This is a genomic window from Peterkaempfera bronchialis (assembly GCF_003258605.2).
GTDB lineage: Bacteria > Actinomycetota > Actinomycetes > Streptomycetales > Streptomycetaceae > Peterkaempfera > Peterkaempfera bronchialis.
In genome coordinates this window covers 6097757-6121419 of sequence record NZ_CP031264.1, presented here as the reverse complement: position 1 = coordinate 6121419, position 23663 = coordinate 6097757, and the positions used below count along the sequence as shown (strand labels likewise).

The following is a 23663-nucleotide window of genomic DNA, read 5'->3' as shown; positions in this document are numbered from 1 at the left end:
GCCTCCGATGAGACGCAAGCCCAAGGTGCCGCCGGCACCGCTGCCACAGCGCGACGGGATCGACCCGGTGCGGCTGCGGCTGCCCGCCGAGGGGGCGTGGGCGACCGTCCGGGACCATCTGGTGGACCGGCTGCCCGCAGTCGACCCGGAGCGGATCGACGCCATGCTGCGGGAGCGGGCCTTCGTCGGCGTGGACGGGCCGATCGGCCCCGAGGCGCCGTTCGTCCCGGAGGCGTTCCTCTGGTTCCACCGGGAGCTGCCCGCCGAGGTGCCGGTGCCGTTCGCCGTGCAGGTGCTGCACCGCGACGAGCAGCTGCTCGTGGTGGACAAGCCGCACTTCCTGGCCACCACACCGCGTGGCCGCCATGTCGCGGAGACCGCCCTGGTGCGGCTGCGCCGCGATCTGGGCCTGCCGCTGCTGAGCCCGGCGCACCGGCTGGACCGGCTGACCGCCGGGGTGGCCATGTTCGTGGTGCGGCCGGAGCTGCGCGGCGCCTACCAGGCGCTCTTCCGGGACCGGCTGGTGCGCAAGGAGTACGAGGCGGTGGCCCCGTACCGGCCGGGGCTGGAGCTGCCGCGCACGGTGCGCAGCCGCATGGTGAAGGAGCGCGGCGTGATCGCGGCCCGGGAGGTGCCTGGCCCGCCCAACGCGGAGAGCCGGGTGGAGCTGCTGGAGCGGCGCGGCGGCCTGGGGCGCTACCGGCTGCTGCCGTCGACCGGCCGCACCCACCAGCTGCGGCTGCATATGAGTGCGCTGGGGGTGCCGATCCTGGGCGACCCGGTCTACCCGGTGGTGCTGCCCGAGCCCGCTCCGGACGACTTCGGGCAGCCGTTGCAGCTGCTGGCCCGGGTACTGGAGTTCACCGACCCGGTGACCGGGGAGCCGCGCCGCTTCGAGAGCCGGTCCGCGCTCGGTGCCTGGGGGTCGTATCCGGACTGGGCGGCGGGGCGTGCGGATCGGACTGCTGCTCCTTTCGCGTGACCGATCGGCCGCTCGGGCGTTGCTCAGGGCATGAAGAAGCGCAGCATGCTCGCCGTCGCGTCCCTCGCCGTCGGCGTGGTCGCCTCCCTGACCGCCCCCAGTGCCCATGCCGAGACGCCCGACCGAGGCCGCACCAATGCGAACGCCCTCGACCCGGCCGGTGTCCTGGTCGGGCTGCTCCACTCCGGTCAGCAGGCCGGGCCGGACGGCGGCGCGGGCCATTCCGCCAAGGGTGGGGCCGGCCATGCGGCCAAGGGGCCTGCCAAGGGGTCCGGCGGCAAGGGGTCCGGCAGCCACGCGGCCAAGGGCGGTGCCAAGCCGGCGGCCACCAAGCAGTCCGGCGCCAAGCAGTCCGGTACCAAGCAGTCCGGCGCCAAGCAGTCCGCTGACCACTCCGGCAAGGGGTCGCAGCCCCGCCGCTGACCGACTGATCGCAGACCGGGCCCTGGGTGCGGCACCGGCCGACGCCGTTGCGGAACGGCGCGGGCCGGTGCCGCTGCCGTCACGGAGGCACGGCCGTCACGGTGGCACTGGCGTCACGGTGGCACTGCCGTCAGTGGCCGGCGAGGGAGCCTCGGAGCCGTTCGGCGAGGGCGGAGGCGGCGGGCCCGGCGGGGCCGCTGCCGTGCAGCATGGTGGTGACGGAGTCCTGGACGTCGCGGGTGAAGGCCGCGTAGTAGGGGGTCGCGGGGCGGGCCCTGGCCCGGTCCAGGGAGCTGCGCAGCGCCGCCAGGTACTCGGGGTCGGCGGCGGCTGCGCCGGGGCTGCGGCCGGTGAGGGCGGAGCGGCGGGCCGGGGCGAAGCCGCCCTCGAAGAGGCGGCGCTCGGCGTCCTGGCCGGTGAGGTGGGCGATGAGGTCCTCGGCGAGGGCGCGGTGCGGGCTGCCGGCGGCGACGGCGAGGTTCTGGCCGCCGAGGGCGGAGGACCAGGGCAGCGGGTCCACGCCGTACTCGGGGCGCTGCCCGGCCGGCTGGTCGGCGGACTTGCTCTGCGCGTCCTTCAACCGCCCGTATGCGAAGGGCCAGTTGCGCAGATAGAGCGACTCCCCGGCGATGAAGTGGCGGAGGCTGGACATCTCGTCGGAGCGCAGCGAGTCCGCGCCGAGCAGCGGGAGGCTGGAGCCGCCGCGGCGGGCGTAGAGCAGGGTGTCCAGGCCCGCCTGGGCGGGGGCGCTGTCGACGACGACCGTGCCATGGCCGTCGACCACGTCGCCGCCGCCGCGCCAGACGGCCTCCAGGGTGTTGACGGTGAGGCCCTCGTACTCCTTGAGCTGGGTGAGCAGACCGGCCTTGACATTCCGGTTGGCCGGGAGGGCGCGGGCCGGGGAGTCGGCGAAGCGGGCGGTGGCGGCGGCCAGGTCGTCCCAGCTGCGCGGGGTGCCGTACTGGGCGGCGGGGAGCAGGTCCTTGCGGTAGTAGAGCAGGCCGACGTCGGTGTTCCAGGGCATGGCCCAGACCTTGCCTCGGCGGCGGACGGTGTCTGCGGCGGCGGGCCAGACGTCCTGGTCCAGGGCGTCGGTGAAGCGGCTGCCGCGCAGCGGCTGGATGAGCCCGCCGTCGGCGAACTCGGCGGTCCAGGTGACGTCCAGGTTGACCACGTCATAGCCGCCGGTGCGGGACTGGAGGGCCGCGACCAGTTGGCTGCGCTGGCGGTCGGCGTCGTCGGAGAGCCGGACGATCCGCACCTCGACATGGTGGCCCTTGGCCCAGTCGCGGATCAGCTGCTGCCGGATGCCGGTGCTGGAGAGGTCGCTGCCGGTGGCGATGGTGAGGACGGCTCCCCCGGTGGCCGTCGCGGTCGGCGCGGCCGGCTCGGCGCTGCGGCTGCCAGGGTCAGAGCCGGTGCAGGCGGTGGCGGCGGCGAGCACGGCCAGGAACGCGGCGGCTGCGGCGAGTCGGCGGCGGCGTGGCACCGTACGGGCGGTCATGGGGTCACCCTCCGCTTGGTGAGGGCCGCGACGAGCTGCGGAAGCCTGGTGGCCATGGAGTCGCTGGCCACACAGGTGCCGCCGACGGAGGCTCCGGCGAGCGCCGCCGCCTCCCTCGCGCAGCCGTAGGGGCGCATCGAGGCGACGATCAGCGGGACGCCGGTGGCCGCCAGCCGCTGGGTCAGCTTCTTCCGGGCCGAGGCGCGTTCCTCCTCGGTGGCGCCGATCAGCCAGTCGCCGTCGGTGACCAGCAGGACGGCGCTCTGCCTGCCGTCGTGGTCGAAGGCGTCGAGCCGGTCGAGGGCGTGGCCCAGCACCGTGTAGAGGTCGGCTTCGCGGGTCTCGGCGAGCGGCGGGGCCGGGAGGGTGAAGGCGTCGGGGACGGCGGCGCCGAGCGGGACCACCTCATGGGCGGCGGCCGGGTCGTGGCCGGTGGGGAAGGTGGTCAGCCCGTAGACGTCGCTGTCGGCCAGGCGCCGCAGCGCCGCCTCCACGGACCGCCGGGCCTCCTCCATGCGGCCCTCCTCGCCCATCGACCCGGAGACGTCGAAGAGGACCAGCAGCCGCAGATTGGGATGGGCCCGGCTGTATCGGGCGAGCCGGGTGTCCACGCCGCCCGCGCTGAGCTGGTCGGGCGGGCCGTCGCCGCTGCCGCCGTACCCGGCCTGGGCTATCCGCGCGCTGCCGGCCGGGCCGGTGAGCCAGTCGCGGAAGCGGCGGACGGCGGCCTGCCGCTGCTCCGTGTCGGCCGCACCGGGCCAGACCACCGGGACCAGCGGATAGTCGAGGTCGGGGACGCCGCGCAGCCAGTAGCGGCCGAGCCTGCGGCCGGGGTCCTGCCGGACGGAGTCGACGGCGTCCGGGCACTGGTCGCCGAGCGGGTCCCCCGCCTCCATGGCGTCGAGTTCGCGCTGCGAGACCAGCGCGGCGGCGGAGCCGTAGGCCCGGTCGCGCTCATAGCCGCGCCGCAGCTCGCAGAGCGCCCAGTAGCCGTCCTGGGCGGAGCGGCCCTGGCCGATCACCTGGCGTTCCAACCTGCCGATCTCCCCGTCGGGGATGAGGGGTTCGCTGTCTTCGAGGGCCAGCGCTCCGGCGTCGCCGTCGGGGTCGCGGTAGAGGCCGAGGGTGTGCACCAGGCCGGTGCCGGAGACGGTGGGGTTGGGGCGCAGCAGGACCGGCGGGTCCTTGAGGCCGAGCCACCGGTCGCGCAGCGTGGACCACTTCACGGTGGTGCCGCTGGGGCCGAGGCGGAGGGCGGCGCGTACCGAGTCGGAGACGGCGAGCACCGGGCGGCTGCCGGCGACGGAGATGCCGGTGCCGAGCAGTCCGTCGTAGCTGCCGGGCACCCGTTGGACGACATAGAGCCGTTCGGCGGAGGACTGCGGGATCCACAGGTCGGGCTGCGGGCCGACCTGGGTGAAGGCGTCGCTGCCGGGGGTGTTCCAGGCGGCGGGGTCGGAGAACGCCTGGGCGATGGCGTCCAGTCCGGCGCCGTAGACGGTGAGATGGGTGGTGCGGCAGTCGCGTGCGTCGCGGATGTCCTGGTGGTTGGCAGGCGACCGCTCATAGCTGTCGGCGACGCCGGAGAGCGGGCCGACCTCCTCGGGTGCGGTGAGCATCCGCAGCTCCAGCGGCGGTGGGCAGGTGCCGGGGCGGGTGAGGGCGTAGCCGGTGGCGCCGCCGGCGGCGAGCAGGGCGAGGGAGAGGGCGATGCCGAGCAGGCGGCGCCAGCGGGGGCGGCCCCGGCCGAAGAACCACTGCCAGCCGGCGGCCAGGTAGCCGATCGCGCGCCGGTGCAGGCCGCGCAGGGTGCCGAGGGCGCGTTCGAGGTCGCCGGAGGGGCCGAGGGCGAGCGAGAGCATGGTGTCGCCGGCCTGGTGGGAGACCTCGGTGGGGGCCCAGTGGTAGACGGTGTCGGGGGGTTGGTGGAGGCGGGCCCGGGCCTCCAGTTCGCGGCCGACGGCCTGCACGGTGGCGTGGCCGTGCGGTGTGGAGACGCCGTGCCGCAGCACCTGGGCCAACTGCTCGGTGAAGGGGGTGAGGCGGCCCTGTCCGGGGGAGACCTCGCGGTTGTGCGGGGAGGAGGTGAGCACCGCGAAGGGCCGCCGGGTGGGCAGGGCGCCGTCGAGGAGGTTGCCGGAGTAGCAGCAGTCCAGGATGAGGACGAACCGCTCCACGTCGGCGTCAGCGAGCTGCTCCAGCAGGTCGGAGCAGCGTACGGCGCTGAAGTGGGCGGTCTCCTTGGCCGATCCGCCGACGGCCAGGAAGAGTTCCCCGTCGGCGTCGACATAGCCGTGGCCCACGTAGTAGACCAGCAGCAGTTCGGTGGTCTCGGCCGCCGCCCGGTGCACGGCTGCGAAGACCTCGCCGGGCAGGTCGGGGTCGCGCAGGGTGGTGACCCGGTGCGGGAGCAGCAGGGCGTGCTCGCCGTCGCTCAGTACGGAGCGCAGCTCGGCGAGGTTCTCACCCGCCTGCGGCAGCTCGGGGAACCCCTTGGCCGGGTAGAGCCCGGCTCCGATCAGCAGCGCGCGCGAGTCGGCGGGCGACGGAAGGTAGCCCGGCATGCCGCTGCCGCTACCCGGGCTGGTCGTCCTGGTTCAAAGCCCGGACGATCCGGAGGGTCAGGGCCTCGAACTCCCCCTGCGTCATCTCCCCCCTGGGGACGGTGAACCGGCTGCCGTTGGGGAGCCGGACGGTGACGGATCTGCCGGGGTCGGGCTGGTTGCGCAGATGGCTGTGGAGCGAGCGGACGAGCACCCCCACCAGGGCCACCACGCCGTCGGTGCCGAGGTTGAGCACGATGTCCGCGAGCAGGCCCTGGACGGGCTCGCCGTCCTCGCGCGGCACGATGCGGCGCGGCCGGTCGCCGAGCCCCTGGTCCCGCTCCCCGGCGAGCCACTTGTCCAGCGTCCGGACGGCGTCCGCATGGGCCCCGGCGCCTTCGACGACGATCCGCACCTCACCGGGCTGCATTGACCTCCCCCTCCGGTCGCGCGGCCTCCATCCTACGCTGACGGTCTGTCATCGGGCCATGGTGCCGCACACCGCGCCCGGGTGGTCGGTCAGGTCCGCGGGCATGCATGGCGCGTGGGCGGGGGAGGGGTGCATGCATGACGAAGCTCGGCCTTCCGGACCACATCCGGGCCTGCCTGTTCGACCTCGACGGTGTCCTGACCAGGACCGCCGTGGTGCATGCCGCCGCGTGGAAGGAGATGTTCGACGACTTCCTGCGGCGCCGCGACGGCGACGACTTCCGGCCGTTCGACCCGGTGGCGGACTACGACGAGTACGTCGACGGGCGGCCGCGCGCCGACGGGGTGCGCACCTTCCTGGCCTCCCGGGGCATCGAGCTGCCGGAGGGGGCGGACGACGACCCGCCGGAGCGGGAGACGGTGCACGGGCTCGGTAACCGGAAGAACGTCCTGGTCCTGGCGAGGATCCGGGAGCAGGGGGTGGACGCCTACCCGGGCTCGGTGCGGTTCGCCGAGGCGGTGCGCGCCGAGGGGCTGCGCACCGCCGTGGTCTCCTCCAGCGCCAACTGCCGCGATGTGCTGGTGTCGGCCGGTATCGAGTCCCTCTTCGAGGTGCGGATCGACGGGGTGGTGGCCGCCGAGCGCAAGCTGCCCGGCAAGCCGCACCCCGACACCTTCCTGGAGGCCGCCCGGGAGCTCGGTGTGGAGCCGGGCGCGGCGGCGGTCTTCGAGGACGCGCTGGCGGGCATGGACGCCGGGCGGGCCGGGCGGTTCGGGTATGTCGTCGGCGTCGACCGGGTCGGGCAGGCCGACGCGCTGCGCAAGCACGGCGCCGACACCGTGGTGCAGGACCTGGCCGAGCTGCTGGAGGAGCGCCGGTGATCACCCACCCCTCGTTCGCCGTGGACCCGTGGTCGCTGCGCGAGACCGAGCTCAACCTGGATGTGCTGCCGCAGAGCGAGTCGGTCTTCGCGCTCTCCAACGGCCATGTCGGCTGGCGCGGCAACCTGGACGAGGGCGAGCCGCACGGCCTGCCCGGCTCCTACCTCAACGGCGTCCATGAGCTGCGCCCACTGCCGTACGCGGAGGCCGGGTTCGGCTTTCCGGAGTCCGGGCAGACCGTCATCAATGTCACCAATGGCAAGATCATCCGGCTGCTGGTGGACGATGAGCCCTTCGACCTGCGCTACGGCCGGCTGCGCTCCCATGAGCGGGTGCTGGATCTGCGTACCGGGCTGCTGCACCGCACCTGTGTGTGGACCTCCCCCGCCGGGTGCACCGTGCAGGTCCGCTCCACCCGGCTGGTCTCCTTCACCCAGCGGGCCATCGCCGCCGTCGCCTACGAGGTGGAGCCGCTGGACGCCGAGGTGCGGGTGGTGGTGCAGTCCGAGCTGGTCGCCAACGAGCAGCTGCCGACGGCCGCCGAGGACCCCCGGGTCGCCGCCGCCCTGGAGTCGCCGCTGCAACCGGAGGAGGACTACGCCAAGGACCGGCGGCTGCGGCTGGTGCACTGCACCGAGCGCAGCGGCCTGCGGGTCGCCGCCGCCGCCGACCACATCGTGACCGGGCCGAAGTCCACCGAGACCTCCGCCGAGAGCGGCTCCGACGTGGCCCGGCTGACCGTCACCTCGGTGCTGAAGCCGGGCCAGGCGCTGCGCGTGGAGAAGCTGGTCTCCTACGGCTGGTCAGGGGTCCGCTCGCTGCCCGCCATGCGCGACCAGGTGGAGGCGGCGCTGGCCGCCGCCCGCTCCACCGGCTGGCAGGGGCTGGTCGAGCAGCAGCGCCGCTACCTGGACGACTTCTGGGGCCGGGCGGATGTCGAGGTCGAGGGGGACGCGGAGATCCAGCAGGCCGTCCGGTTCGCCCTCTTCCATGTGCTCCAGGCCGGTGCCCGCGCGGAGGAGCGGGCCATCCCCGCCAAGGGGCTGACCGGGTCCGGGTACGACGGGCACTCCTTCTGGGACACCGAGACCTTTGTGCTGCCGCTGCTCACCTACACCTCGCCGGACGCCGTCGCCGAGGCGCTGCGCTGGCGGCAGTCCACGCTGCCCGCCGCCAAGGAGCGGGCCGCCCAACTGGGCCTGAAGGGCGCCACCTTCCCCTGGCGGACGGTGGACGGCCAGGAGTGCTCGGCGTACTGGCCGGCCGGGACAGCGGCCTTCCATGTCAACGCAGATGTGGCGGACGCCGTGGTGCGCTATGTCGCCTCCACCGGGGACGAGGTCTTCGAGCGGGAGACGGCGGTGGAACTGCTGGTGGAGACGGCCCGGCTGTGGCTCTCGCTCGGCCACCACGACGCCCACGGCCGGTTCCACATCGACGGGGTGACCGGCCCGGACGAGTACAGCGCGGTCGCCGACGACAACACGTACACCAATCTGATGGCCCAGGCGAACCTGCGGGCCGCCGCCGACATCGTCGAGCGCCACGGCGACCAGGGTGCGGCGCTGGGCGTGGACGACGAGGAGGCCGCCGCCTGGCGGGACGCGGCCGAGGCGATGACGGTGCCGTACAACGGCACCCTGGAGGTGCACGAGCAGTCGGCGGGGTACACCGGCCACCAGGTGTGGGACTTCCCCGGCACCCGGCCGGACCAGTACCCGCTGCTGCTGCACTTCCCGTACTTCGACCTGTACCGCAAGCAGGTGGTCAAGCAGGCCGACCTGGTGCTGGCGATGTTCCTGCGGGGCGATGCCTTCGACGAGGAGCAGAAGGCGCGGAACTTCGCCTACTACGAGGCGCTGACCGTGCGGGACTCCTCGCTCTCGGCCTGCTGCCAGGCGATCATGGCGGCCGAGGTCGGCCATCTGCGGCTGGCCTACGACTATCTGGGCGAGGCCGCCCTGATGGACCTCAAGGACCTGGAGAACAACACCCGCGACGGCCTGCACATCGCCTCCCTGGCGGGCACCTGGCTCGCGCTGGTCTGCGGCTTCGGCGGCATGCGGCACCGCGAGGAGACGCTGAGCTTCGCGCCCCGGCTGCCGGAGAAGCTGGCCCGGCTGGCCTTCACGGTGCTGGTGCGGGGCAGGCGGCTGCGGGTGGAGATCACCGACTCGGTCGCCACCTACACCATGGTGGAGGGGGCGCCGCTGGAGGTCTCCCACTACGGGCGGCCGATCACCGTCTCGGACAAGTCGCCGCAGACGCTGCCGGTGCCGGCCCCGGCCGCCCGGCCGGAGCCCAAGCAGCCGCCGGGCCGCCGGCCGGGGCACCGCTTCTGACGGCCGGGCGGGTCACTCCACCCCGGTCACTCCACCCCGGTCACTCCACCCCGGTCACTCCACTGGGTCACTCCACCGGGGCGTCCTCCAGCGGTTCCGCCGGGTCGGGGATGTGGACCAGCACGGTGCGGACATAGTCGTCGACCGCCCGCTCCAGCCCCACATCGCCCGCCTCGCGCTCGGAGAGGTACCAGCGGTGCTCCAGGATCTCGTGGTAGAGCTGCGCGGTGTCCATCCGGGCCCGCAGCTCCTTGGGGACCAGCCGCACGGTGGGCCGGAAGACCTCGCGGACCCAGCGGTGGGCGACCACCTCGCGGCTGGCGCTCAGCGGGTCGCCCGGCTCGTAGTCCTCCTGGTGCGCGGTGTAGGTCTCCAGGTCGTTGAGCAGGCTGCGGGCCTGGTTCTCCTCGGCGTCCAGCCCGGTCAGCCGGAGCAGCTGGCGCTGGTGGTGGCCGGCGTCCACGGCCTTGGGCAGGATGGTGACCCTGGCGCCGTCCGGGGAGTGCTTGATCTGGAGTTCGGCGACGTCGAAGCCCAGGTCGTTGAGGCGCCGGATGCGGTCGTCGATGCGGTGGCGGAAGTTGCGGGAGTAGACCGAGGCCCGGGTGAGCTCATGCCACAGCTCGGCGTACCGGGCGGCCAGCGCGTCGCCGAAGGAGACCGGGTCGACCGAGGGGTGCAGCGAGCCGCCGGCCTCCAGGTCCATCAGCTCCCCGGCGACGTTCACCCGGGCGATCTCGATGTCATAGGAGCGCTGGCCGTCCGAGAGCTGCGGCTGGAGCTGCCCGGTCTCGGCGTCCACCAGGTAGGCGGCATAGGCCCCGGCGTCGCGGCGGAAGAGGGTGTTGGAGAGCGAGCAGTCACCCCAGGCGAAGCCCACCAGGTGCAGCCGGACCAGCAGCACGGCCAGCGCGTCCAGCAGCCGGTTGACGGTTCGCGGACGCATGGTGGTCTCGAACATCGCCCGGTACGGCATGGAGCCCTTGAGGTGGTGGGTGATCAGTACCGGCTCCAGCGCCTCGCCCGCGCCGTCCGCCCGCCCGGTGACCACCGCGACCGGCTCCACCGCCGGTACGTTCAGCCGGTTCAGGTCGCGCAGCAGCCCGTACTCGCGCACCGCGTTGTACTCCCCCACCTCCTTCACCGCCACCACCTCGCCGCCGGCCCGTGCGAACCGCACCACATGGCGGGAGATACCCCGGGGCAGCGCGACCAGGTGCTGTGCCGGCCACTCCTCCAGGGGTATCTGCCAGGGCAGTTCAAGGAGCAGGCCCGGGTGGTCCGGGGCGGCGGCGGTGATCTGGAAGGTCATGCGCACGAGTGTGCGGCATCCGGCGGGCCCGGGTCACCCGCCTCCCGTCAGGCGAGACCGTTCTCGCGCAGCGCCAGCCAGGTGCGGCTGGCCACGTCCGGGTCGTCCAGGTCGGCGCCGAGCAGCCGGACGGCGGTGGCGATGCGGTGCCGCAGTGTGTTGCGGTGCACACCCAGGTCGGCGGCGGCCCGCTCCCACTGGCCTCGGTGGCGCAGATAGGCGGCGACGGTGGGGACCAGGTCGGTGCGCCGGTAGCGGAGCAGCGGCTCCAGGGAGGGCGCGGCGGTCAGGCCGCGCGCCCCGTCCGCACCCAGGTCGCGTACGGCGCCGGCGGGCAGCGCGGCCAGGGTGCGGCGCAGCGCGGGCAGCTGCCGGTGCAGCTCCGGCAGCGCGGCCTCGGCGCCGAGCAGCGTACGGGCTCCGGTCCACCGCTCGGTGGCCAGGCGGCGGGCGGCGTCCAGGGCGGCGGGCGCGTCGGCCGGGCCGAGCAGCGCCCAGACCTCGTCCGGTTCGGCCGCGGCCAGCAGTTGGCGGCGGTCCCGGGCGGCGGCGGGCTCCAGGGCGTCGAGCACCTCGTCCGCGCCCGCGCCGGTGAGCCCGGCCAGGCCCAGCACCCGGACCCGGGGCGGGGCGGCGGAGAGGCCCAGCTCGGCGGCGAGGGCGCGGGCCGCGTCCACGTACCCGGCCAGCAGCAGCCGGGCCACGCAGGCGCGGGAGGCGCGGGAGGCGGCGATGCCGCGCCGCTGCTGCTCGCTCTGGAGGGCGAGCAGCGCGCAGGCGGTGAGGACCAGCTGCCGGTCGGGCGGCTGCATGGGGCGGGGGCAGCCGGTGGCGACAAAGCCGCTGAGCCGGCCGCGTCCGGAGAGCGGGTGGAGCACCACGTCCTCCGCGCCGAGCGGGAAGGTGGCGGAGGAGTGGGGTCCGGCGACCCGCAGCCGGGCGGCCTCGGCGGCGACCCGGTGCGCGCTGGCCCGGCGGCCCCGGGGCCACACCTCCAGGACCTCGCCGTCCGGGCCGAGCCGGGCGGCCCAGCCCTCGACGGCGCCGGCCAGGGTGCGGACCACGGCCGGTACCGGGTCGGGCCCGGCGGCGGCCCGGACCAGGTCGCGGTGGGCGCCGAGGGTGGCGGTCAGCTCCTCCTGCCCGGCGGCGGCCAGCAGCGACCAGTAGGTGCGGGCGACCACCAGGAAGGGGGTGGGCGCGGGCACCACCAGCAGCGGCAGCCCGGCGGCCTCGCAGGCGGCGGCCAGGGTGGCGGGCACCTGCTGGTGCACCGGGCCGAGGCCGATGCCGAGCCCGCTGGCGCCGTGCCCGGCCAGCCGGGCGGCGTAGGCGCGGGCCTGGGCGGTCTGGCCGGTCAGGCCCATGCCGGTCGTGAGCAGCAGTTCCCCGCCGGAGAGGTACGGGGTCGGGTCGGTGAGTTCGCTGACGTGGACGCCGGTGACCTCGCGGGGCGGCGGCTCGGCGGGGGTGACCGGGGCCAGGTCGGCGCCGAGGGTCCGCACCAGGACATCGAGGGTGGGCACGGGGTCCTCCTGGGGCCGGGTGGTGCTGTGCAGTCTGCACCGGGTGGGCGCGGATGCGGTCGGATCATCCAAGGTACTGCGGGCGCGCGGTGTCTAGGTTGTGGGCCACCACCCGGTCTCCGGCTTTCGGAAGGACCCTCTGTGACCAGCGATCTCGCCTCCGTCGTACCGCCCTCCCCCGACCCCGCCGACCCTGCCGACCCCGCCGCCCTCGCCGCGCCCGCCGCGCCCGCCGCCCCTGAGCAGCGCCGCATTCTGCGCACCGCGCTGCCCGGCCCCCGCTCGCAGGCGCTCCAGCGGCGCCGCGAGGCCGCGCTGCCCGGCGGGCTGGGCGTCACGCTGCCCGTCTTCGTGGAGCGGGCCGGCGGCGGTGTGCTGGTGGACGTGGACGGCAACCACCTGATCGACCTGGCCTCGGGCATAGCGGTGACCAGCGTGGGCGCCAGCGCGCCGGCCGTGGTCTCCCGGGTGCAGGAGCAGGCGGCGCGGTTCACCCACACCTGCTTCCTGGTCACCGAGTACGACGGCTATGTGGAGGTCGCCGAGCGGCTGAATGCGCTCACCCCCGGCGACCACGCCAAGCGGACCGCGCTCTTCTCCACCGGCGCCGAGGCCGTGGAGAACGCGGTCAAGATCGCCCGCGCCGCGACCGGCCGCCCCGGCGTGGTGGTCTTCGACCACGCCTACCACGGGCGGTCCATGATGACGCTGGCGATGACGGCCAAGGAGGTCCCGTACAAGACCGGCTTCGGCCCGCTCCCCGGCGAGGTGCACCGGGCGCCGTACGCCTATCCGCTGCGCTGGCCGGGCGGCCCTGAGGGCTGCGCCGAGCAGGCGCTCGCCGCGCTGGAGGAGCTGCTGGAGCGGGTCGGCCCGGAGACCGTGGCGGCGGTGGTGGTGGAGCCGGTGCAGGGCGAGGGCGGCTTTGTGGTGCCCGCGCCCGGCTTCCTGCCCGGGGTGCGGCGCATCGCGCGGCGGTACGGCATCGTGCTGGTCGCCGACGAGGTGCAGGCCGGGATGGGCCGCACCGGGACGGTCTTCGCCAGCGAGCACGAGGGCATCGTCCCCGACCTGGTCTGCACGGCGAAGGCGCTCGGTGGCGGACTGCCGCTGGCGGCGGTGACCGGCCGGGCCGAGCTGATGGAGGCCGTGCGGCCCGGTGGTCTCGGCGGCACCTATGCGGGCAACCCGCTGGCCTGCGCGGCGGCGCTGGGCGTCTTCGAGATGCTGGCGGACGGGTCGCTGCTGGAGCGGGCCCGGCGGATCGAGCGGCTGGTCCGGGACCGGCTGGAGCCGCTGGCGGCCGAGTGCCCGGCCATCGCGGAGGTGCGCGGCCGGGGCGCGATGATGGCCATCGAACTGGTCCGGCCGGGAACGCTGGAGCCGGACGCCGAACTGGCGCGGGCGGTGGCCGCCCGCTGCCATGCGGAAGGAGTGGTCGCCCTGGTCTGCGGCACCTACGGCAATGTGATCCGGCTGCTGCCCCCGCTGGTGATCCCCGAAGACCTGCTCGCCGAGGGGCTGGATGTGCTGGTGGCCGCCGTCCGGAGCGCGTCGTGAGCGCCGGGGCGGCCGAGCTGAGCCGCGACCCCCGCACCGGCGCGGCGTCCGACGGGCCCGCCGCCACCGCACCGGCGGAGGTGGCCCGGCTGGCCGCCGTCGCCGCCCGGGACGCCGAGCGGATCGCCGCGACCCCGCCCGCCGTACGGGCAGGGTGGCTGAACGCGGTCGCGGATGCGCTGGAGCGCGACGCCGAGGAGCTGGCCGCACTGGCCGACAGCGAGACGGCGCTCGGCCTGGAGCGGCTGCGCGGCGAAGTCGGCCGCACCGCCACACAGGCGCGCTTCTACGGATCGGTCGCCGCCGAGGGGAGCTGGCTGGACGTCCGGATCGACCGGGCCGCCGGGCCGGACCTGCGGCGGATGAACCGGCCGCTGGGCCCGGTCGCGGTCTTCGGCGCCTCCAACTTCCCGTTCGGCTTCGGGGTGGCCGGGCATGACACCGCCTCCGCGCTGGCCGCCGGCTGCCCGGTGCTGGCCAAGGCCCACCCGGCGCACCCGCTGCTCAGCGCCCGGCTCGGGGCCACCGTGGCGGCGGCGCTGCGCGCGGCGGGCGCCCCGGAGGGGGCGTTCGCGCTGGTCACCGGGTTCGACGCGGGCCTGGTCCTGGTGGACGCGCCGGAGGTCGCCGCCGTGGCGTTCACCGGATCGCAGTCCGGCGGGACGGCCCTGGTGGAGCGGGCGGCCCGGCGGCCGGTGCCGGTCCCGGTCTTCGCCGAGATGGGCACGGTCAACCCGGCGGTGCTCACCCCGGCCGCCGCTGCCGCCGAGGGCGGTACGGCGCGGGCGGCGGCGGGCTTTGTCGCCTCCTTCACCCTGGGCCAAGGGCAGTTCTGCACCAAGCCCGGCCTGCTGCTGGCGCCGCGCGGCAGCGGCGCGGCCGAGGCGGCGGCCAAGGCGCTGGCCGAGGTGGAGCCCGGGTGGCTGCTCACCGAGGGCATCGCCGAGGCGTACCGGCAGGGGGTCGCCGACCTGGTGGCGGCCGGTGCGGAGCCGGTCGCCTCGGTGGCCGCCGCCGGGCAGGGCTTCGCCGCCGCCCCGACCGTGCTGGCCGCGCCCGCCGAGGCGCTGCGGCCGGGCTCCCGGCTGCTGGCCGAGTGCTTCGGCCCGGTGGCGCTGGTGGTGGAGTACGACGGCCCGGCGCAGCTGCGGGAGCTGCTGGGGCGGCTCCAGCCGAGCCTGGCGGCGGCGGTGGCCTCCGCCGGACCGGCCGACCCCGATCTGCCGTGGCTGGTGGCACGGCTCTCCGGGCGGGCGGGCCGGGTGGTGGTGGACGGCTGGCCGACCGGGGTGGCGACCTCCTGGGCGCAGCAGCACGGCGGCCCCTGGCCGGCGACCAGCCGCCCGGAGGCCACCTCCGTCGGCGCGGCGGCGCTGGACCGCTTCACCCGGCCGGTGGCCTTCCAGGACGTCCCGCAGGCCGCCCTGCCGGAGCCGCTGCGGGACGCCGACCCATGGGGTGTGCCGCGCCGGGTGGACGGCGTCCTCCAGCCGGGCACCGGCCGCCCGCTGGAAGGGCCCACCCGATGAGCGGGCCGCTGGACGGCGTCCTGGTCGCCGACTTCAGCCGGGTGCTGGCCGGGCCGCTCTGCACCATGACCCTGGCCGACCTGGGCGCCACCGTGGTCAAGGTGGAGCGGCCCGGCTCCGGTGACGACACCCGCTCCTGGGGGCCGCCCTGGTCGGCGTCGTCCACCACCTACTTCGAGAGCGTCAACCGCTCCAAGCTCTCCGTCGCGCTCGACCTGGCCGACGGAGGCGACCGGGCGCTGGCGCAGGAGCTGGCCCGACGCGCCGATGTGCTGGTGGAGAACTTCCGGCCGGGCGCCCTGGACCGGCTGGGCCTCGGCTACGACCAGGTGTCGGCCGCCAACCCGGGGGTCGTCTACTGCTCGGTCACCGGCTTCGGCAGCGGCGCGGGCGCCGACCTGCTGGGCTATGACTTCGTGGTGCAGGCGGTGGGCGGCCTGATGTCCATCACCGGGGACGCCGACGGGGAGCCGACCAAGGCCGGGGTCGCCCTGGTGGACGTCCTCACCGGCAAGGACGCCGCCGTGGGCGTACTGGCCGCGCTGGCCGGCCGGTCCCGGACCGGCCGGGGCTGCCGGGTGGAGGTCAATCTGCTCTCCAGCCTGCTGGGCGCCCTGGTGAACCAGGCCCAGTCGTTCCTGGAGACCGGCCGCCCGCCCGGCCGGATGGGCAACCGCCACCCCTCGATCGCGCCCTATGAGACGCTGCGCTGCCGCGACGGGCTGCTGGCGGTGGCCTGCGGCAACGACGGCCAGTTCGCCCGGCTGGCGGCGGTGCTGGGTGCGCCGGAGCTGGCGGTGGACGAGCGGTTCGCCGCCAATGCCTCCCGGGTGGCCAACCGCGAGGCGCTGGTGGCCGCCCTGGAGGAGCTGCTGGCCGCCGAGGACTCCGGGGTCTGGCAGGACCGCCTCACCGCTGCGGCCGTGCCCGCCGGGCGGGTCGGCTCGGTCGCCGACGGCTTCGCGCTGGCCGAGCGGCTGGGGCTGGCCCCCACCCTGGCGCCGACCGGGGGTGGCACGCCCGCCCCGCGCCACCCCGCCACCTACTCCACCGCCATGGTCGGCCCGGCCGCGCCGCCGCCCGCGCTGGGCGCGGACGGCGACCGCGTGCGCGCCTGGCTGACCGACCCGCAGAGCCCTCCGCTCGTCCATCCCGCCGAAGCCCGTCCCGTACAAGCCCGTCCCGCCCAAGTCCGTCCCGCCCAAGCCCGTCCCTCCCGAGAGGTGTCCTGATGAGTGCCAAGACCCCCGCCCCCAAGGCCGACCCGCTGGACCTGGCCGGTATCGACGACCTGCTCAGCCCCGAGGAGAAGGCGGTGCGGGCCGCCGTCCGCCAGGTGTGCGACTCCGCCATCGACCCCTATGTCGCGGACTGGTTCGAGTCCGGGGACCTGCCGGTCATCCGCGAGCTGACCAAGGAGCTGGGCTCGCTGGGACTGCTCGGCATGCACCTGGAGGGCTACGGCTGCGCCGGGATGAGCGCCGTCGACTACGGTCTGGCCTGCCTGGAGCTGGAGGCCAGCGACTCCGGCATCCGCTCGCTGGTGAGCGTGCAGGGCTCGCTGGCGATGTACGCGATCTGGCGGCACGGCAGCGAGGAGCAGAAGCAGGAGTGGCTGCCCCGGATGGCCTCGGGTGACGCCATCGGCTGCTTCGGGCTGACCGAGCCCGACCATGGCTCCGACCCGGGCTCGATGCGCACCCGGGCCCGCCGGGACGGCGGCGACTGGGTGCTGGACGGCACCAAGCTGTGGATCACCAATGGCTCGGTGGCGGAGGTCGCGGTGGTCTGGGCGCAGACCGACGAGGGGGTGCGCGGTTTTGTGGTGCCCACCGCCACGCCGGGGTTCGCCGCCCACACCATCAAGCACAAGATGTCGCTGCGTGCCTCGGTCACCAGTGAGCTGGTGCTGGACTCGGTGCGGCTGCCGGAGTCGGCGGTGCTGCCGGAGGTGCGCGGGCTGGGCGGCCCGCTCTCCTGCCTCAACGAGGCCCGGTACGGCATCCTCTGGGGTGCCATGGGCGCGGCCCGCAGCGCCTTCCGGTCGGCGCTGGCGTACGCCGGGGAGCGGTCGCAGTTCGGCCGGCCGATCGGCGGCTTCCAGCTGACCCAGGCCAAGCTGGCGCAGATGGCGGTGGAGCTGACCAACGGCACCCTGCTGGCGCTCCACCTGGGCCGCCGCAAGGACGCCGTGGGGCTGCGGCCGGAGCAGGTGAGCCTGGGCAAGCTCAACAACGTCACCAAGGCGCTGGAGATCTGCCGCACCTCGCGGACCATCCTGGGCGCCAACGGGATCTCGCTGGAGTACCCGGTGATCCGGCATATGAACAACCTGGAGTCGGTGCTCACCTACGAGGGCACCCCCGAGATGCACACCCTGGTCATCGGCCAGGCCCTGACCGGCCAGGCAGCCTTCCGCTGACACCCGCCGCCCCGCTGCGGGGCATGGCGAAGGGCCCGGCCGATGCCGGGCCCTTCGCCATGGGGTCGTCCAGCCGTCCTCAGCTGCCGGGGAGGGCGGCGGCCTTGGGGATGGCGTCGTCGTACGGGGCGTCGCTGCGCCCATGGCTGCGGTGGACGGCCATGTAGAGCAGGCCGATGCCGACCACGACCACGGCGGAGAGCGGCACGATCCAGTTGTCGTACCAGGGCGTGCCGGGCGTGCGCGGCCAGCACATATTGACGATGGCCAGCAGGCCGTAGGCGAGCGCGGCGATGTTCACCGGCAGGCCCCAGCGGCCGAGCCGGTACTTGCCGCTGGGCTGCCAGCCCTTGAGCCGGGCGCGCAGCGCGGCCAGCACCACCATCTGGAAGCCCAGGTAGATGCCGACGGCGGCGAAGCTGATCACCTTGGTCAGGGCGTCGGTGGAGATCTTGGAGCCCACCACGACCACGGCGGGGACGATCGCGGCGAGCAGCAGCGCATAGGGCGGGACATGCTTGGCCTGGGAGAACTTCCGCAGCAGCCGGCTGCCCATGATCATGTCGTCGCGGCCGTAGCTGAACGCCAGCCGGCTGGCCGCCGCCTGGAGGCTCATGGCGCAGGAGAGGAAGGAGAGCAGCACGATCCCGAGGACGACCTTGGAGCCCACGGTGCCGAACGCCTGGTCCAGCAGCGTGGTGACCGGGTCGGCGTCCTTGCCGGAGATCACCGCCGGGATGTCGGCCACCGAGAGCACCAGCGCCAGGCAGACGAAGGTGGCGGCGGCGCCGCCGATGTAGATGGTGCGGCGCATGGCCTTGGGGATCAGCCGCCCCGGGTCGGGGACCTCCTCGGCGACATCGCCGCATGCCTCGAAGCCGTAGTACTGGTAGACGCCGATCAGTCCGGCGGCGGCGAAGGCCCACAGATAGCTGTGGCTGCCCTGGGCGCCGAAGGTGTCGAAGAGCGCGCCGAGGTTGTGGTGCCGGTGGGTGGCCAGCAGCCAGCCGCCGACCGCGAGGGCGCCGACGATCTCGGCGGTGAAGCCGATGACGGCGGCGGTGGCCAGCACCCGGGTGCCGAGGAAGTTGATCACGGTGGCCAGCGCCAGGATCGCCAGCGAGCAGACGATGGCGGTGTTGACCGTGGGGGCGAAGCCGAAGGTGGAGGCGAGGTAGGGGCCCGCGCCGTAGACCACGCTGGCGATGGTGCAGAGCAGGGCGATCAGATAGATCCAGCCGGTCATCCAGGCCCAGCGGCGGCCCCACAGGCGCCGGGCCCAGGGGTAGACGCCGCCGGCGACCGGGTACTGGGCGACCACCTCGCTGAAGACCAGCGCGACCAGCAGCTGGCCGACGCCCACGATGAGGAAGCTCCAGATCATCGGCGGTCCGCCGGTGGCCAGGGCGTAGGCGAAGAGCGAGTAGACGCCGACGACGGGCGAGAGATAGGTGAAGCCGAGCGAGAAGTTCGCCCAGGGGCTCATGTCCCGCTTGAACTCGGAGCTGTAGCCGAGCGACGCCAGATGGGCGGCGTCGCTGTCGGTGTCGCTGCCGGTCGGCGCGGTGGGAGTGGCGGGGGTGGGGCTCATGCGGGCTCCCGTGTCTCGAACCGGGGTGGAGGGGCCGGAGGTGTGGGGGGAGGGCCGTGGTCATGGCGGCGCCGGACGACGGGGGGAACGTCCGGCACTGCTGGCTATGATGCTTGGCACCCGGGGGTTGTCGCGAAAAGCTACAAGTCCATGGGTTAGCGCACAAGACCTTCCGGCAAGCCGAGACACGCCGGAGACCAAGCCGGACACCAAGCGGAGGAGGGCCGTGGCCGCACAGGGCGCTTCCGCGATGCGGGCCGCACTGATCTCGCCGCTGCGCACGGCCGGCCGCACCGACGAGGTCGTCCAGCGGATCAGCGAGGCCATCCACCTGGGGCTGGTGGTGGACGGCGAGCAGCTGCCCACCGAGGTGGAGTTCGCCACCCAGCTCGGGGTCTCGCCGATGACGCTGCGCGAGGCGCTGGCGGTGCTGCGTGAGCAGGGGCTGGTGGAGACCCGGCGCGGCCGCAACGGCGGCACCTTCGTCCGCCGCCCGGCCAACCCGCCGCTGGCGCTGCTGGAGGACCGCATCCGCTCCGCCACCGTCTCCGAGCTGCGCGATCTGGCCGACGAGCAGTTCGCGGTGTCCGGCGCCTCGGCCCGGCTGGCCGCCGAGCGGGCCTCCGCCGCGAGCCTGCGGCGGCTGCTCAGCCTGGTGGAGCAGCTGTCCCGGGCGGACGGGCTTGGCGCCCGGATCCGGGCCGACAGCCGGTTCCATATCGAGGTGGCCATCGCGTCGCAGTCCGAGCGGCTCACCCGCCGGGAGGTCGACCTCCAGTCCGGCACGGCGGGGCTGCTCTGGCTCTCGTACGGGGGCGGGACGCCGGTGGACGAGGTGGTCGAGGAGCACCACGCCATCGCCACCGCCATCGCCGAGGAGGACGGCGAGCGGGCGCGGACCCTGGCAGAGCGGCATGTCCAGCGCAATCTGCGGCGGCTGATCGAGCTGCATCTGCGGCTGGCCGAGCGGGATCTCACCGAGCGAGAGGGCGAGGAGGTGGCCGATGGGGCCTGAGGCGCAGGCGCCGCACGGCGCCGCCGGCTCCGCGACGGCGGTGCTGGAGAGACTGCTGGCGCGGGTGCGCGGCCTGCTGGACGAGGTCTTCGCCGGGCCGGAGGCGGTCGCCGCCGAGGTGGTCCGGCGGCGGCGCGCGGTGGTGGCGGCGGGCGGCGCCTTCCGGGCGGCCGACCTGGCCGGGCTCAAGCCGGTCATCGCGGAGCAGCTGGCGGCCCAGCCGACGGCGGACGGGCTGGGCTTCCTGGCGGCGCCGGGGCTGCTGCCGGACCGGGAGCGGCACATCGAGTGGTGGCAGCGCGGCGGCTCCGGGCTGGTGCCGCTGCGGCTCAACCTGGACCCGACCACGGTGGATGTCTACGACTACTTCGAGATGGAGTGGTACGTGGCCGCCCGCGACCACGGCCGGCGCGCGGTGTTCGGCCCGTATGTGGACTACTCGGCCGCCGACAGTTACATCTGCACCTTCACCGTCCCGGTGGCGGACACCGCCTTCCTCGGCGTGGCCGGTACCGACCTGCGGATGGGCGACCTGGAGTCCCGGCTGCTGGGGCTGCTGCGCGGCGCCGGGCACGACGCGGTGCTGGTCGGCCCGGAGCGGCGGGTGGTGGCGGCCAATTCGCCGCGCTGGCTGGTGGGGTCGCGGCTGCCGGGGATGCCGCAGCCGGGGGACGGCGTCTTCCTCGCCGCGGGCGACGTGGGGCTGGACAGCGGCTGGGTGCTGGCGCTGGCGGCCCGGGAGTAGCCGCCGCCGGGCCCATGAGGCCGTCGGAGCCCCCGAGGCTCCGGCGGCCTTTTTGGTGCGACCCCTTGACAGACAAACTCTAGGTTTAGAGTATTTGGCCACCCACCCGCCGGCAGACCCCCGCCCCGGCAGACCCGACAGACAGTGGGAGGCCCCGTGACGGTCACCGCGCTTGACGCCGTGCCCTACTTCGACATCGCAGACCCGGACTTCTCCATCAAATCCGCCGCCGTGCACGACGCCCGCGAGCGCAGCTGGTACGCCCGGACCAACTACGGCCTGGCCGTACTCCGCTACGAGGAGGTCAGCCGACTGCTCAAGCACCCCAAGCTCCGCCAGGGCAGCGCCGCCTGGCCCGCCCACCACGGGGTCACCGAGGGCCCCTTCGCCGACTGGTGGGCCAGCTGGGTGCTCAACAAGGAGGGCGAGGAGCACCACCGGCTGCGCCGCCTGATGAACCCCGCCTTCTCCCCCAAGCTCATCGGCGGCCTGGTCCCCCGCTTCCAGGCGCTCGCCACCGAGCTGATCGACTCCTTCCGCGAGCCCGACCGGTGCGAGTTCGTCTCCGAGTTCGCCGAGCCGTACGCGGCCCGGGTGATCGCCCTGATGCTGGGCATGCCGGAGTCCGAGTGGCCGGTGATCGCCCGTGAGTCGGCCACCATCGGCCTGGCCATGGGGGTGACCATCCGGGAGGACCTGCCGAAGATCGAGGCCGCCCTGGCCAACCTGTACGCCTACGCCGACGAGCTGATCGCCGACCGCCGCCGCGCCGAGCGCGACGACTTCGTCTCCGCGCTGGTCCGCGCCCACCGCGACTCCGACTCGCTCAGCGACGCCGAACTGCGCGACGGACTGGTGCTGCTGATCTTCGGCGGCTTCGACACCACCCGCAACCAGCTCGGCCTGGCCATGCAGACCTTCACCCGCCACCCCGACCAGTGGCGGCTGCTCGCCGAACGGCCCGAGCTGGGCGGCGCGGCGGTCGAGGAGGTGATGCGGGTGAACCCCACGGTCACCTGGGTCACCCGCGAGGCCCGCGAGGACTTCAGCTACCAGGGCCTGGACATCGCCGCCGGGACCACCGTTCACCTCTTCAGCGAGTCCGCCGGGACCGACCCCCGGGTCTTCGGAACCGACACCTTCGACCTCACCGCCGAGCGCAGGCCGCACTTCGGCTTCGGCGGCGGCGCCCACCACTGCCTCGGCCACTTCGTGGCCCGCAGCGACATGAGCGAGGCGCTGCCGCTGCTCGCCCGCCGACTGCGCGACCCCCGGATCGAGGACGGCGCCACCTGGCTGCCCGACTCCGGCAACACCGGCCCGGTCCGGCTGCCCCTCGCCTTCACCCCCGCCACCTGAACACCCCCGCCACCTGAACACCCCGCCACCTGAACACCCCGCCATCCGAGCAGCCCCCCGAAGGGAGCCCCTGCCATGCAGGTCATCGTCGACCTGGCCAAGTGCCAGGACCACGGCCAGTGCGCCATCGCCGCGCCCGTCGTCTTCCGGATGGACGACGAGGGCAGGCTCGTCTACGACGCCCACCCCGACGACGCGCAGCGCTTCGACGCCGAGGAGGCCGCCGACGTCTGCCCCGTCCAGGCCATCCTCATCAAGGACTGAGGTTGTCCGCCCACATCGCCGTCGTCGGGGCCTCGCTGGCCGGCCTGCGTACGGCGGAGCAGCTGCGGATCGCCGGGCACACCGGCCCGATCACCGTCCTCGGCGACGAACCCCACCTCCCGTACAACCGCCCGCCGCTCTCCAAGGAGCTGCTGGCCGACCCCGGCGACAGCGACCCGGCCCGGCTGCACGCCTCGGTGGCCTTCCGCCGCCGCGCCGTGGTCGGCGACGTCGACTTCCGGCTCGGGCAGCCGGTCGCCTCCGCCGACCTGGACCGGGGCCTGCTCACCCTGGCCGACGGCACCGGGGTCCGGTACGACGGGCTGGTCGCCGCCAGCGGCCTGCGCCCCCGGCGGCTGCCGCTGCCCGGCCCGCGACGCGGCCGGTATGCGCTGCGCACCCTGGACGACTGCATCGCGCTGCGCGGCGCGCTGCGGCCGGAGGCCCGGGTGGTGGTGGTCGGCGCCGGGTTCGTGGGCTGCGAGGTGGCCGCCACCGCGCTGCGCCTCGGCTGCCGGGTCACCGTGGTGGAGCCCTCCGGGGCGCCGATGGGCCGGGTGCTCGGCGAGGTGCTGGCGCAGGCCGTGCAGCGCCACCACCAGGCCGCCGGGATCGCCTTCCGCACCGGCCGGTCGGTGGCCGGGGTACTCGGCCGGGAGCAGGTCTCCGGGGTCGACCTGGACGACGGGACCACGCTCGGCGCCGATGTCGTGGTCGAGGCCGTCGGCTCGCTGCCCAACACCGAGTGGCTGGCCCGCCCCGGACAGCCAGCCGGCCCCGACCTCACCGACGGCGTGCTCTGCGACAACCGGCTGCTGGCCGTCGGCGCTGACCGGCTGGTCGCCGTCGGCGACCTCGCCCGCTTCCCCAACCCGCTCTTCGACACCACCCCCCGCCGGGTGGAGCACTGGTCGATCCCGGCCGACACCGCCAAGCGGGCGGCGGCCACCCTCACCGCCCTGCTGGCCGACCGGGACCCCGACCCGCTGCCCTTCACCCCCGTCCCCTCCTTCTGGAGCGACCAGCTCGACCTGCGGTTCCAGAGCTACGGCTCCCCCGCCCTCGCCGACGAGGTGTGCCTCCTCGAAGGGGACCCCGAAGACCTCGGGGCCGGCTTCCTGGCCACCTACCACCGGCAGTCCCGGCACGTGGGCACCGTCGCCGTCAACCTCCCTCCAGCCCGTCAGCGCGCACTGCGCGAGGCGTTCACCGCCCTCGTCCCCGCCGCCTGACCC

Annotated in this window: 19 protein-coding genes; 13 read left to right on the top strand and 6 right to left on the bottom strand. The window is 74.7% G+C overall.

Annotated features, from left to right (window positions below; all coding sequences use genetic code 11):
- Positions 1 to 7: 7 nt before the first annotated feature.
- Both C7M71_RS26290 and C7M71_RS26285 read left to right on the top strand, forming a co-directional pair.
- Positions 8 to 982, top strand: coding sequence for an RluA family pseudouridine synthase (locus C7M71_RS26290; RefSeq protein WP_111492631.1), 975 nt, complete (start codon positions 8 to 10; stop codon positions 980 to 982).
- Positions 983 to 1012: 30 nt separating this feature from the next.
- Positions 1013 to 1405 (top strand): hypothetical protein, encoded by a 393-nt coding sequence (locus C7M71_RS26285; RefSeq protein WP_162824387.1) that lies wholly within the window; start codon positions 1013 to 1015, stop codon positions 1403 to 1405.
- Positions 1406 to 1535: 130 nt separating this feature from the next.
- On the opposite strand, the gene C7M71_RS26280 is transcribed toward C7M71_RS26285, so the two are convergent.
- Genes C7M71_RS26280 through C7M71_RS26270 form a run of 3 tightly spaced genes read right to left on the bottom strand, consistent with a single transcriptional unit; the run spans position 1536 to position 5882 of the window.
- The gene (locus C7M71_RS26280) at positions 1536 to 2909 is read right to left on the bottom strand and encodes an extracellular solute-binding protein (RefSeq protein WP_111492633.1); all 1374 of its coding nucleotides are present in this window, start codon (positions 2907 to 2909) and stop codon (positions 1536 to 1538) included.
- Complete coding sequence (locus tag C7M71_RS26275; protein ID WP_111492634.1) at positions 2906 to 5473, bottom strand: caspase, EACC1-associated type; 2568 nt, start codon at positions 5471 to 5473, stop codon at positions 2906 to 2908. The genes C7M71_RS26280 and C7M71_RS26275 overlap by 4 nt, the downstream gene beginning before the upstream one ends.
- A gap of 10 nt (positions 5474 to 5483) precedes the next feature.
- Positions 5484 to 5882 (bottom strand): effector-associated constant component EACC1, encoded by a 399-nt coding sequence (locus tag C7M71_RS26270; RefSeq protein ID WP_111492635.1) that lies wholly within the window; start codon positions 5880 to 5882, stop codon positions 5484 to 5486.
- Between the two features lie 137 nt (positions 5883 to 6019).
- Between C7M71_RS26270 and C7M71_RS26265 the strand changes: the two genes are divergently transcribed.
- Positions 6020 to 6763, top strand: coding sequence for an HAD family hydrolase (locus C7M71_RS26265; RefSeq protein ID WP_111492636.1), 744 nt, complete (start codon positions 6020 to 6022; stop codon positions 6761 to 6763).
- Positions 6760 to 9105 (top strand): glycoside hydrolase family 65 protein, encoded by a 2346-nt coding sequence (locus C7M71_RS26260; RefSeq protein ID WP_111492637.1) that lies wholly within the window; start codon positions 6760 to 6762, stop codon positions 9103 to 9105. Before C7M71_RS26265 ends, C7M71_RS26260 begins: the two co-directional genes overlap by 4 nt.
- 67 nt (positions 9106 to 9172) lie before the next feature.
- Here C7M71_RS26260 and C7M71_RS26255 read toward each other — a convergent pair whose 3' ends face one another.
- Positions 9173 to 10417, bottom strand: a complete 1245-nt coding sequence (locus tag C7M71_RS26255; RefSeq protein ID WP_111492639.1) for a DUF4032 domain-containing protein — start codon at positions 10415 to 10417, stop codon at positions 9173 to 9175.
- Between the two features lie 47 nt (positions 10418 to 10464).
- A complete protein-coding gene (locus C7M71_RS26250; protein ID WP_162824386.1) occupies positions 10465 to 11943 on the bottom strand; it encodes a PucR family transcriptional regulator in 1479 nt (492 codons plus the stop codon).
- Between the two features lie 252 nt (positions 11944 to 12195).
- Between C7M71_RS26250 and gabT the strand changes: the two genes are divergently transcribed.
- Genes gabT through C7M71_RS26230 form a run of 4 tightly spaced genes read left to right on the top strand, consistent with a single transcriptional unit; the run spans position 12196 to position 17454 of the window.
- Positions 12196 to 13503: a 4-aminobutyrate--2-oxoglutarate transaminase gene (gabT, locus tag C7M71_RS26245; RefSeq protein ID WP_111495589.1), complete on the top strand. Its 1308-nt coding sequence runs from the start codon at positions 12196 to 12198 to the stop codon at positions 13501 to 13503.
- Positions 13500 to 15032, top strand: coding sequence for an aldehyde dehydrogenase family protein (locus tag C7M71_RS26240; protein WP_114914583.1), 1533 nt, complete (start codon positions 13500 to 13502; stop codon positions 15030 to 15032). Before gabT ends, C7M71_RS26240 begins: the two co-directional genes overlap by 4 nt.
- The gene (locus C7M71_RS26235) at positions 15029 to 16264 is read left to right on the top strand and encodes a CaiB/BaiF CoA transferase family protein (RefSeq protein ID WP_111494493.1); all 1236 of its coding nucleotides are present in this window, start codon (positions 15029 to 15031) and stop codon (positions 16262 to 16264) included. Before C7M71_RS26240 ends, C7M71_RS26235 begins: the two co-directional genes overlap by 4 nt.
- Positions 16264 to 17454, top strand: coding sequence for an acyl-CoA dehydrogenase family protein (locus tag C7M71_RS26230; RefSeq protein WP_111494495.1), 1191 nt, complete (start codon positions 16264 to 16266; stop codon positions 17452 to 17454). The genes C7M71_RS26235 and C7M71_RS26230 overlap by 1 nt, the downstream gene beginning before the upstream one ends.
- A gap of 79 nt (positions 17455 to 17533) precedes the next feature.
- Here C7M71_RS26230 and C7M71_RS26225 read toward each other — a convergent pair whose 3' ends face one another.
- Positions 17534 to 19045, bottom strand: coding sequence for an APC family permease (locus C7M71_RS26225; RefSeq protein WP_111494497.1), 1512 nt, complete (start codon positions 19043 to 19045; stop codon positions 17534 to 17536).
- 226 nt (positions 19046 to 19271) lie between these two features.
- Here C7M71_RS26225 and C7M71_RS26220 point away from each other — a divergent pair, with 226 nt between their 5' ends.
- The 5 genes from C7M71_RS26220 (at position 19272) to C7M71_RS26200 (ending at position 23660) form a co-directional block, all read left to right on the top strand.
- A complete protein-coding gene (locus C7M71_RS26220) occupies positions 19272 to 20060 on the top strand; it encodes a FadR/GntR family transcriptional regulator (protein ID WP_229758919.1) in 789 nt (262 codons plus the stop codon).
- The gene (locus C7M71_RS26215) at positions 20050 to 20805 is read left to right on the top strand and encodes a cache domain-containing protein (protein WP_114914582.1); all 756 of its coding nucleotides are present in this window, start codon (positions 20050 to 20052) and stop codon (positions 20803 to 20805) included. Before C7M71_RS26220 ends, C7M71_RS26215 begins: the two co-directional genes overlap by 11 nt.
- Positions 20806 to 20961: 156 nt before the next feature.
- A complete protein-coding gene (locus C7M71_RS26210; RefSeq protein WP_111493070.1) occupies positions 20962 to 22164 on the top strand; it encodes a cytochrome P450 in 1203 nt (400 codons plus the stop codon).
- A gap of 75 nt (positions 22165 to 22239) precedes the next feature.
- Positions 22240 to 22428 (top strand): ferredoxin, encoded by a 189-nt coding sequence (locus C7M71_RS26205; RefSeq protein WP_111493071.1) that lies wholly within the window; start codon positions 22240 to 22242, stop codon positions 22426 to 22428.
- 2 nt (positions 22429 to 22430) lie between these two features.
- Complete coding sequence (locus tag C7M71_RS26200; RefSeq protein ID WP_111493072.1) at positions 22431 to 23660, top strand: NAD(P)/FAD-dependent oxidoreductase; 1230 nt, start codon at positions 22431 to 22433, stop codon at positions 23658 to 23660.
- The last annotated feature ends 3 nt before the right edge of the window (positions 23661 to 23663 follow it).

What these genes read in the sequence shown, in the direction of transcription:
- C7M71_RS26270 (WP_111492635.1), bottom strand. Translation starts at nt 5,882, where the DNA reads ATGCAGCCCGGTGAGGTGCGGATCGTCGTCGAAGGCGCCGGGGCCCAT.
- C7M71_RS26290 (WP_111492631.1), top strand. Translation starts at nt 8, where the DNA reads ATGAGACGCAAGCCCAAGGTGCCGCCGGCACCGCTGCCACAGCGCGAC.
- C7M71_RS26285 (WP_162824387.1), top strand. Translation starts at nt 1,013, where the DNA reads ATGAAGAAGCGCAGCATGCTCGCCGTCGCGTCCCTCGCCGTCGGCGTG.
- C7M71_RS26230 (WP_111494495.1), top strand. Translation starts at nt 16,264, where the DNA reads ATGAGTGCCAAGACCCCCGCCCCCAAGGCCGACCCGCTGGACCTGGCC.
- C7M71_RS26235 (WP_111494493.1), top strand. Translation starts at nt 15,029, where the DNA reads ATGAGCGGGCCGCTGGACGGCGTCCTGGTCGCCGACTTCAGCCGGGTG.
- C7M71_RS26215 (WP_114914582.1), top strand. Translation starts at nt 20,050, where the DNA reads ATGGGGCCTGAGGCGCAGGCGCCGCACGGCGCCGCCGGCTCCGCGACG.
- C7M71_RS26205 (WP_111493071.1), top strand. Translation starts at nt 22,240, where the DNA reads ATGCAGGTCATCGTCGACCTGGCCAAGTGCCAGGACCACGGCCAGTGC.
- C7M71_RS26265 (WP_111492636.1), top strand. Translation starts at nt 6,020, where the DNA reads ATGACGAAGCTCGGCCTTCCGGACCACATCCGGGCCTGCCTGTTCGAC.
- C7M71_RS26255 (WP_111492639.1), bottom strand. Translation starts at nt 10,417, where the DNA reads ATGACCTTCCAGATCACCGCCGCCGCCCCGGACCACCCGGGCCTGCTC.
- C7M71_RS26275 (WP_111492634.1), bottom strand. Translation starts at nt 5,473, where the DNA reads ATGCCGGGCTACCTTCCGTCGCCCGCCGACTCGCGCGCGCTGCTGATC.
- C7M71_RS26280 (WP_111492633.1), bottom strand. Translation starts at nt 2,909, where the DNA reads ATGACCGCCCGTACGGTGCCACGCCGCCGCCGACTCGCCGCAGCCGCC.
- C7M71_RS26225 (WP_111494497.1), bottom strand. Translation starts at nt 19,045, where the DNA reads ATGAGCCCCACCCCCGCCACTCCCACCGCGCCGACCGGCAGCGACACC.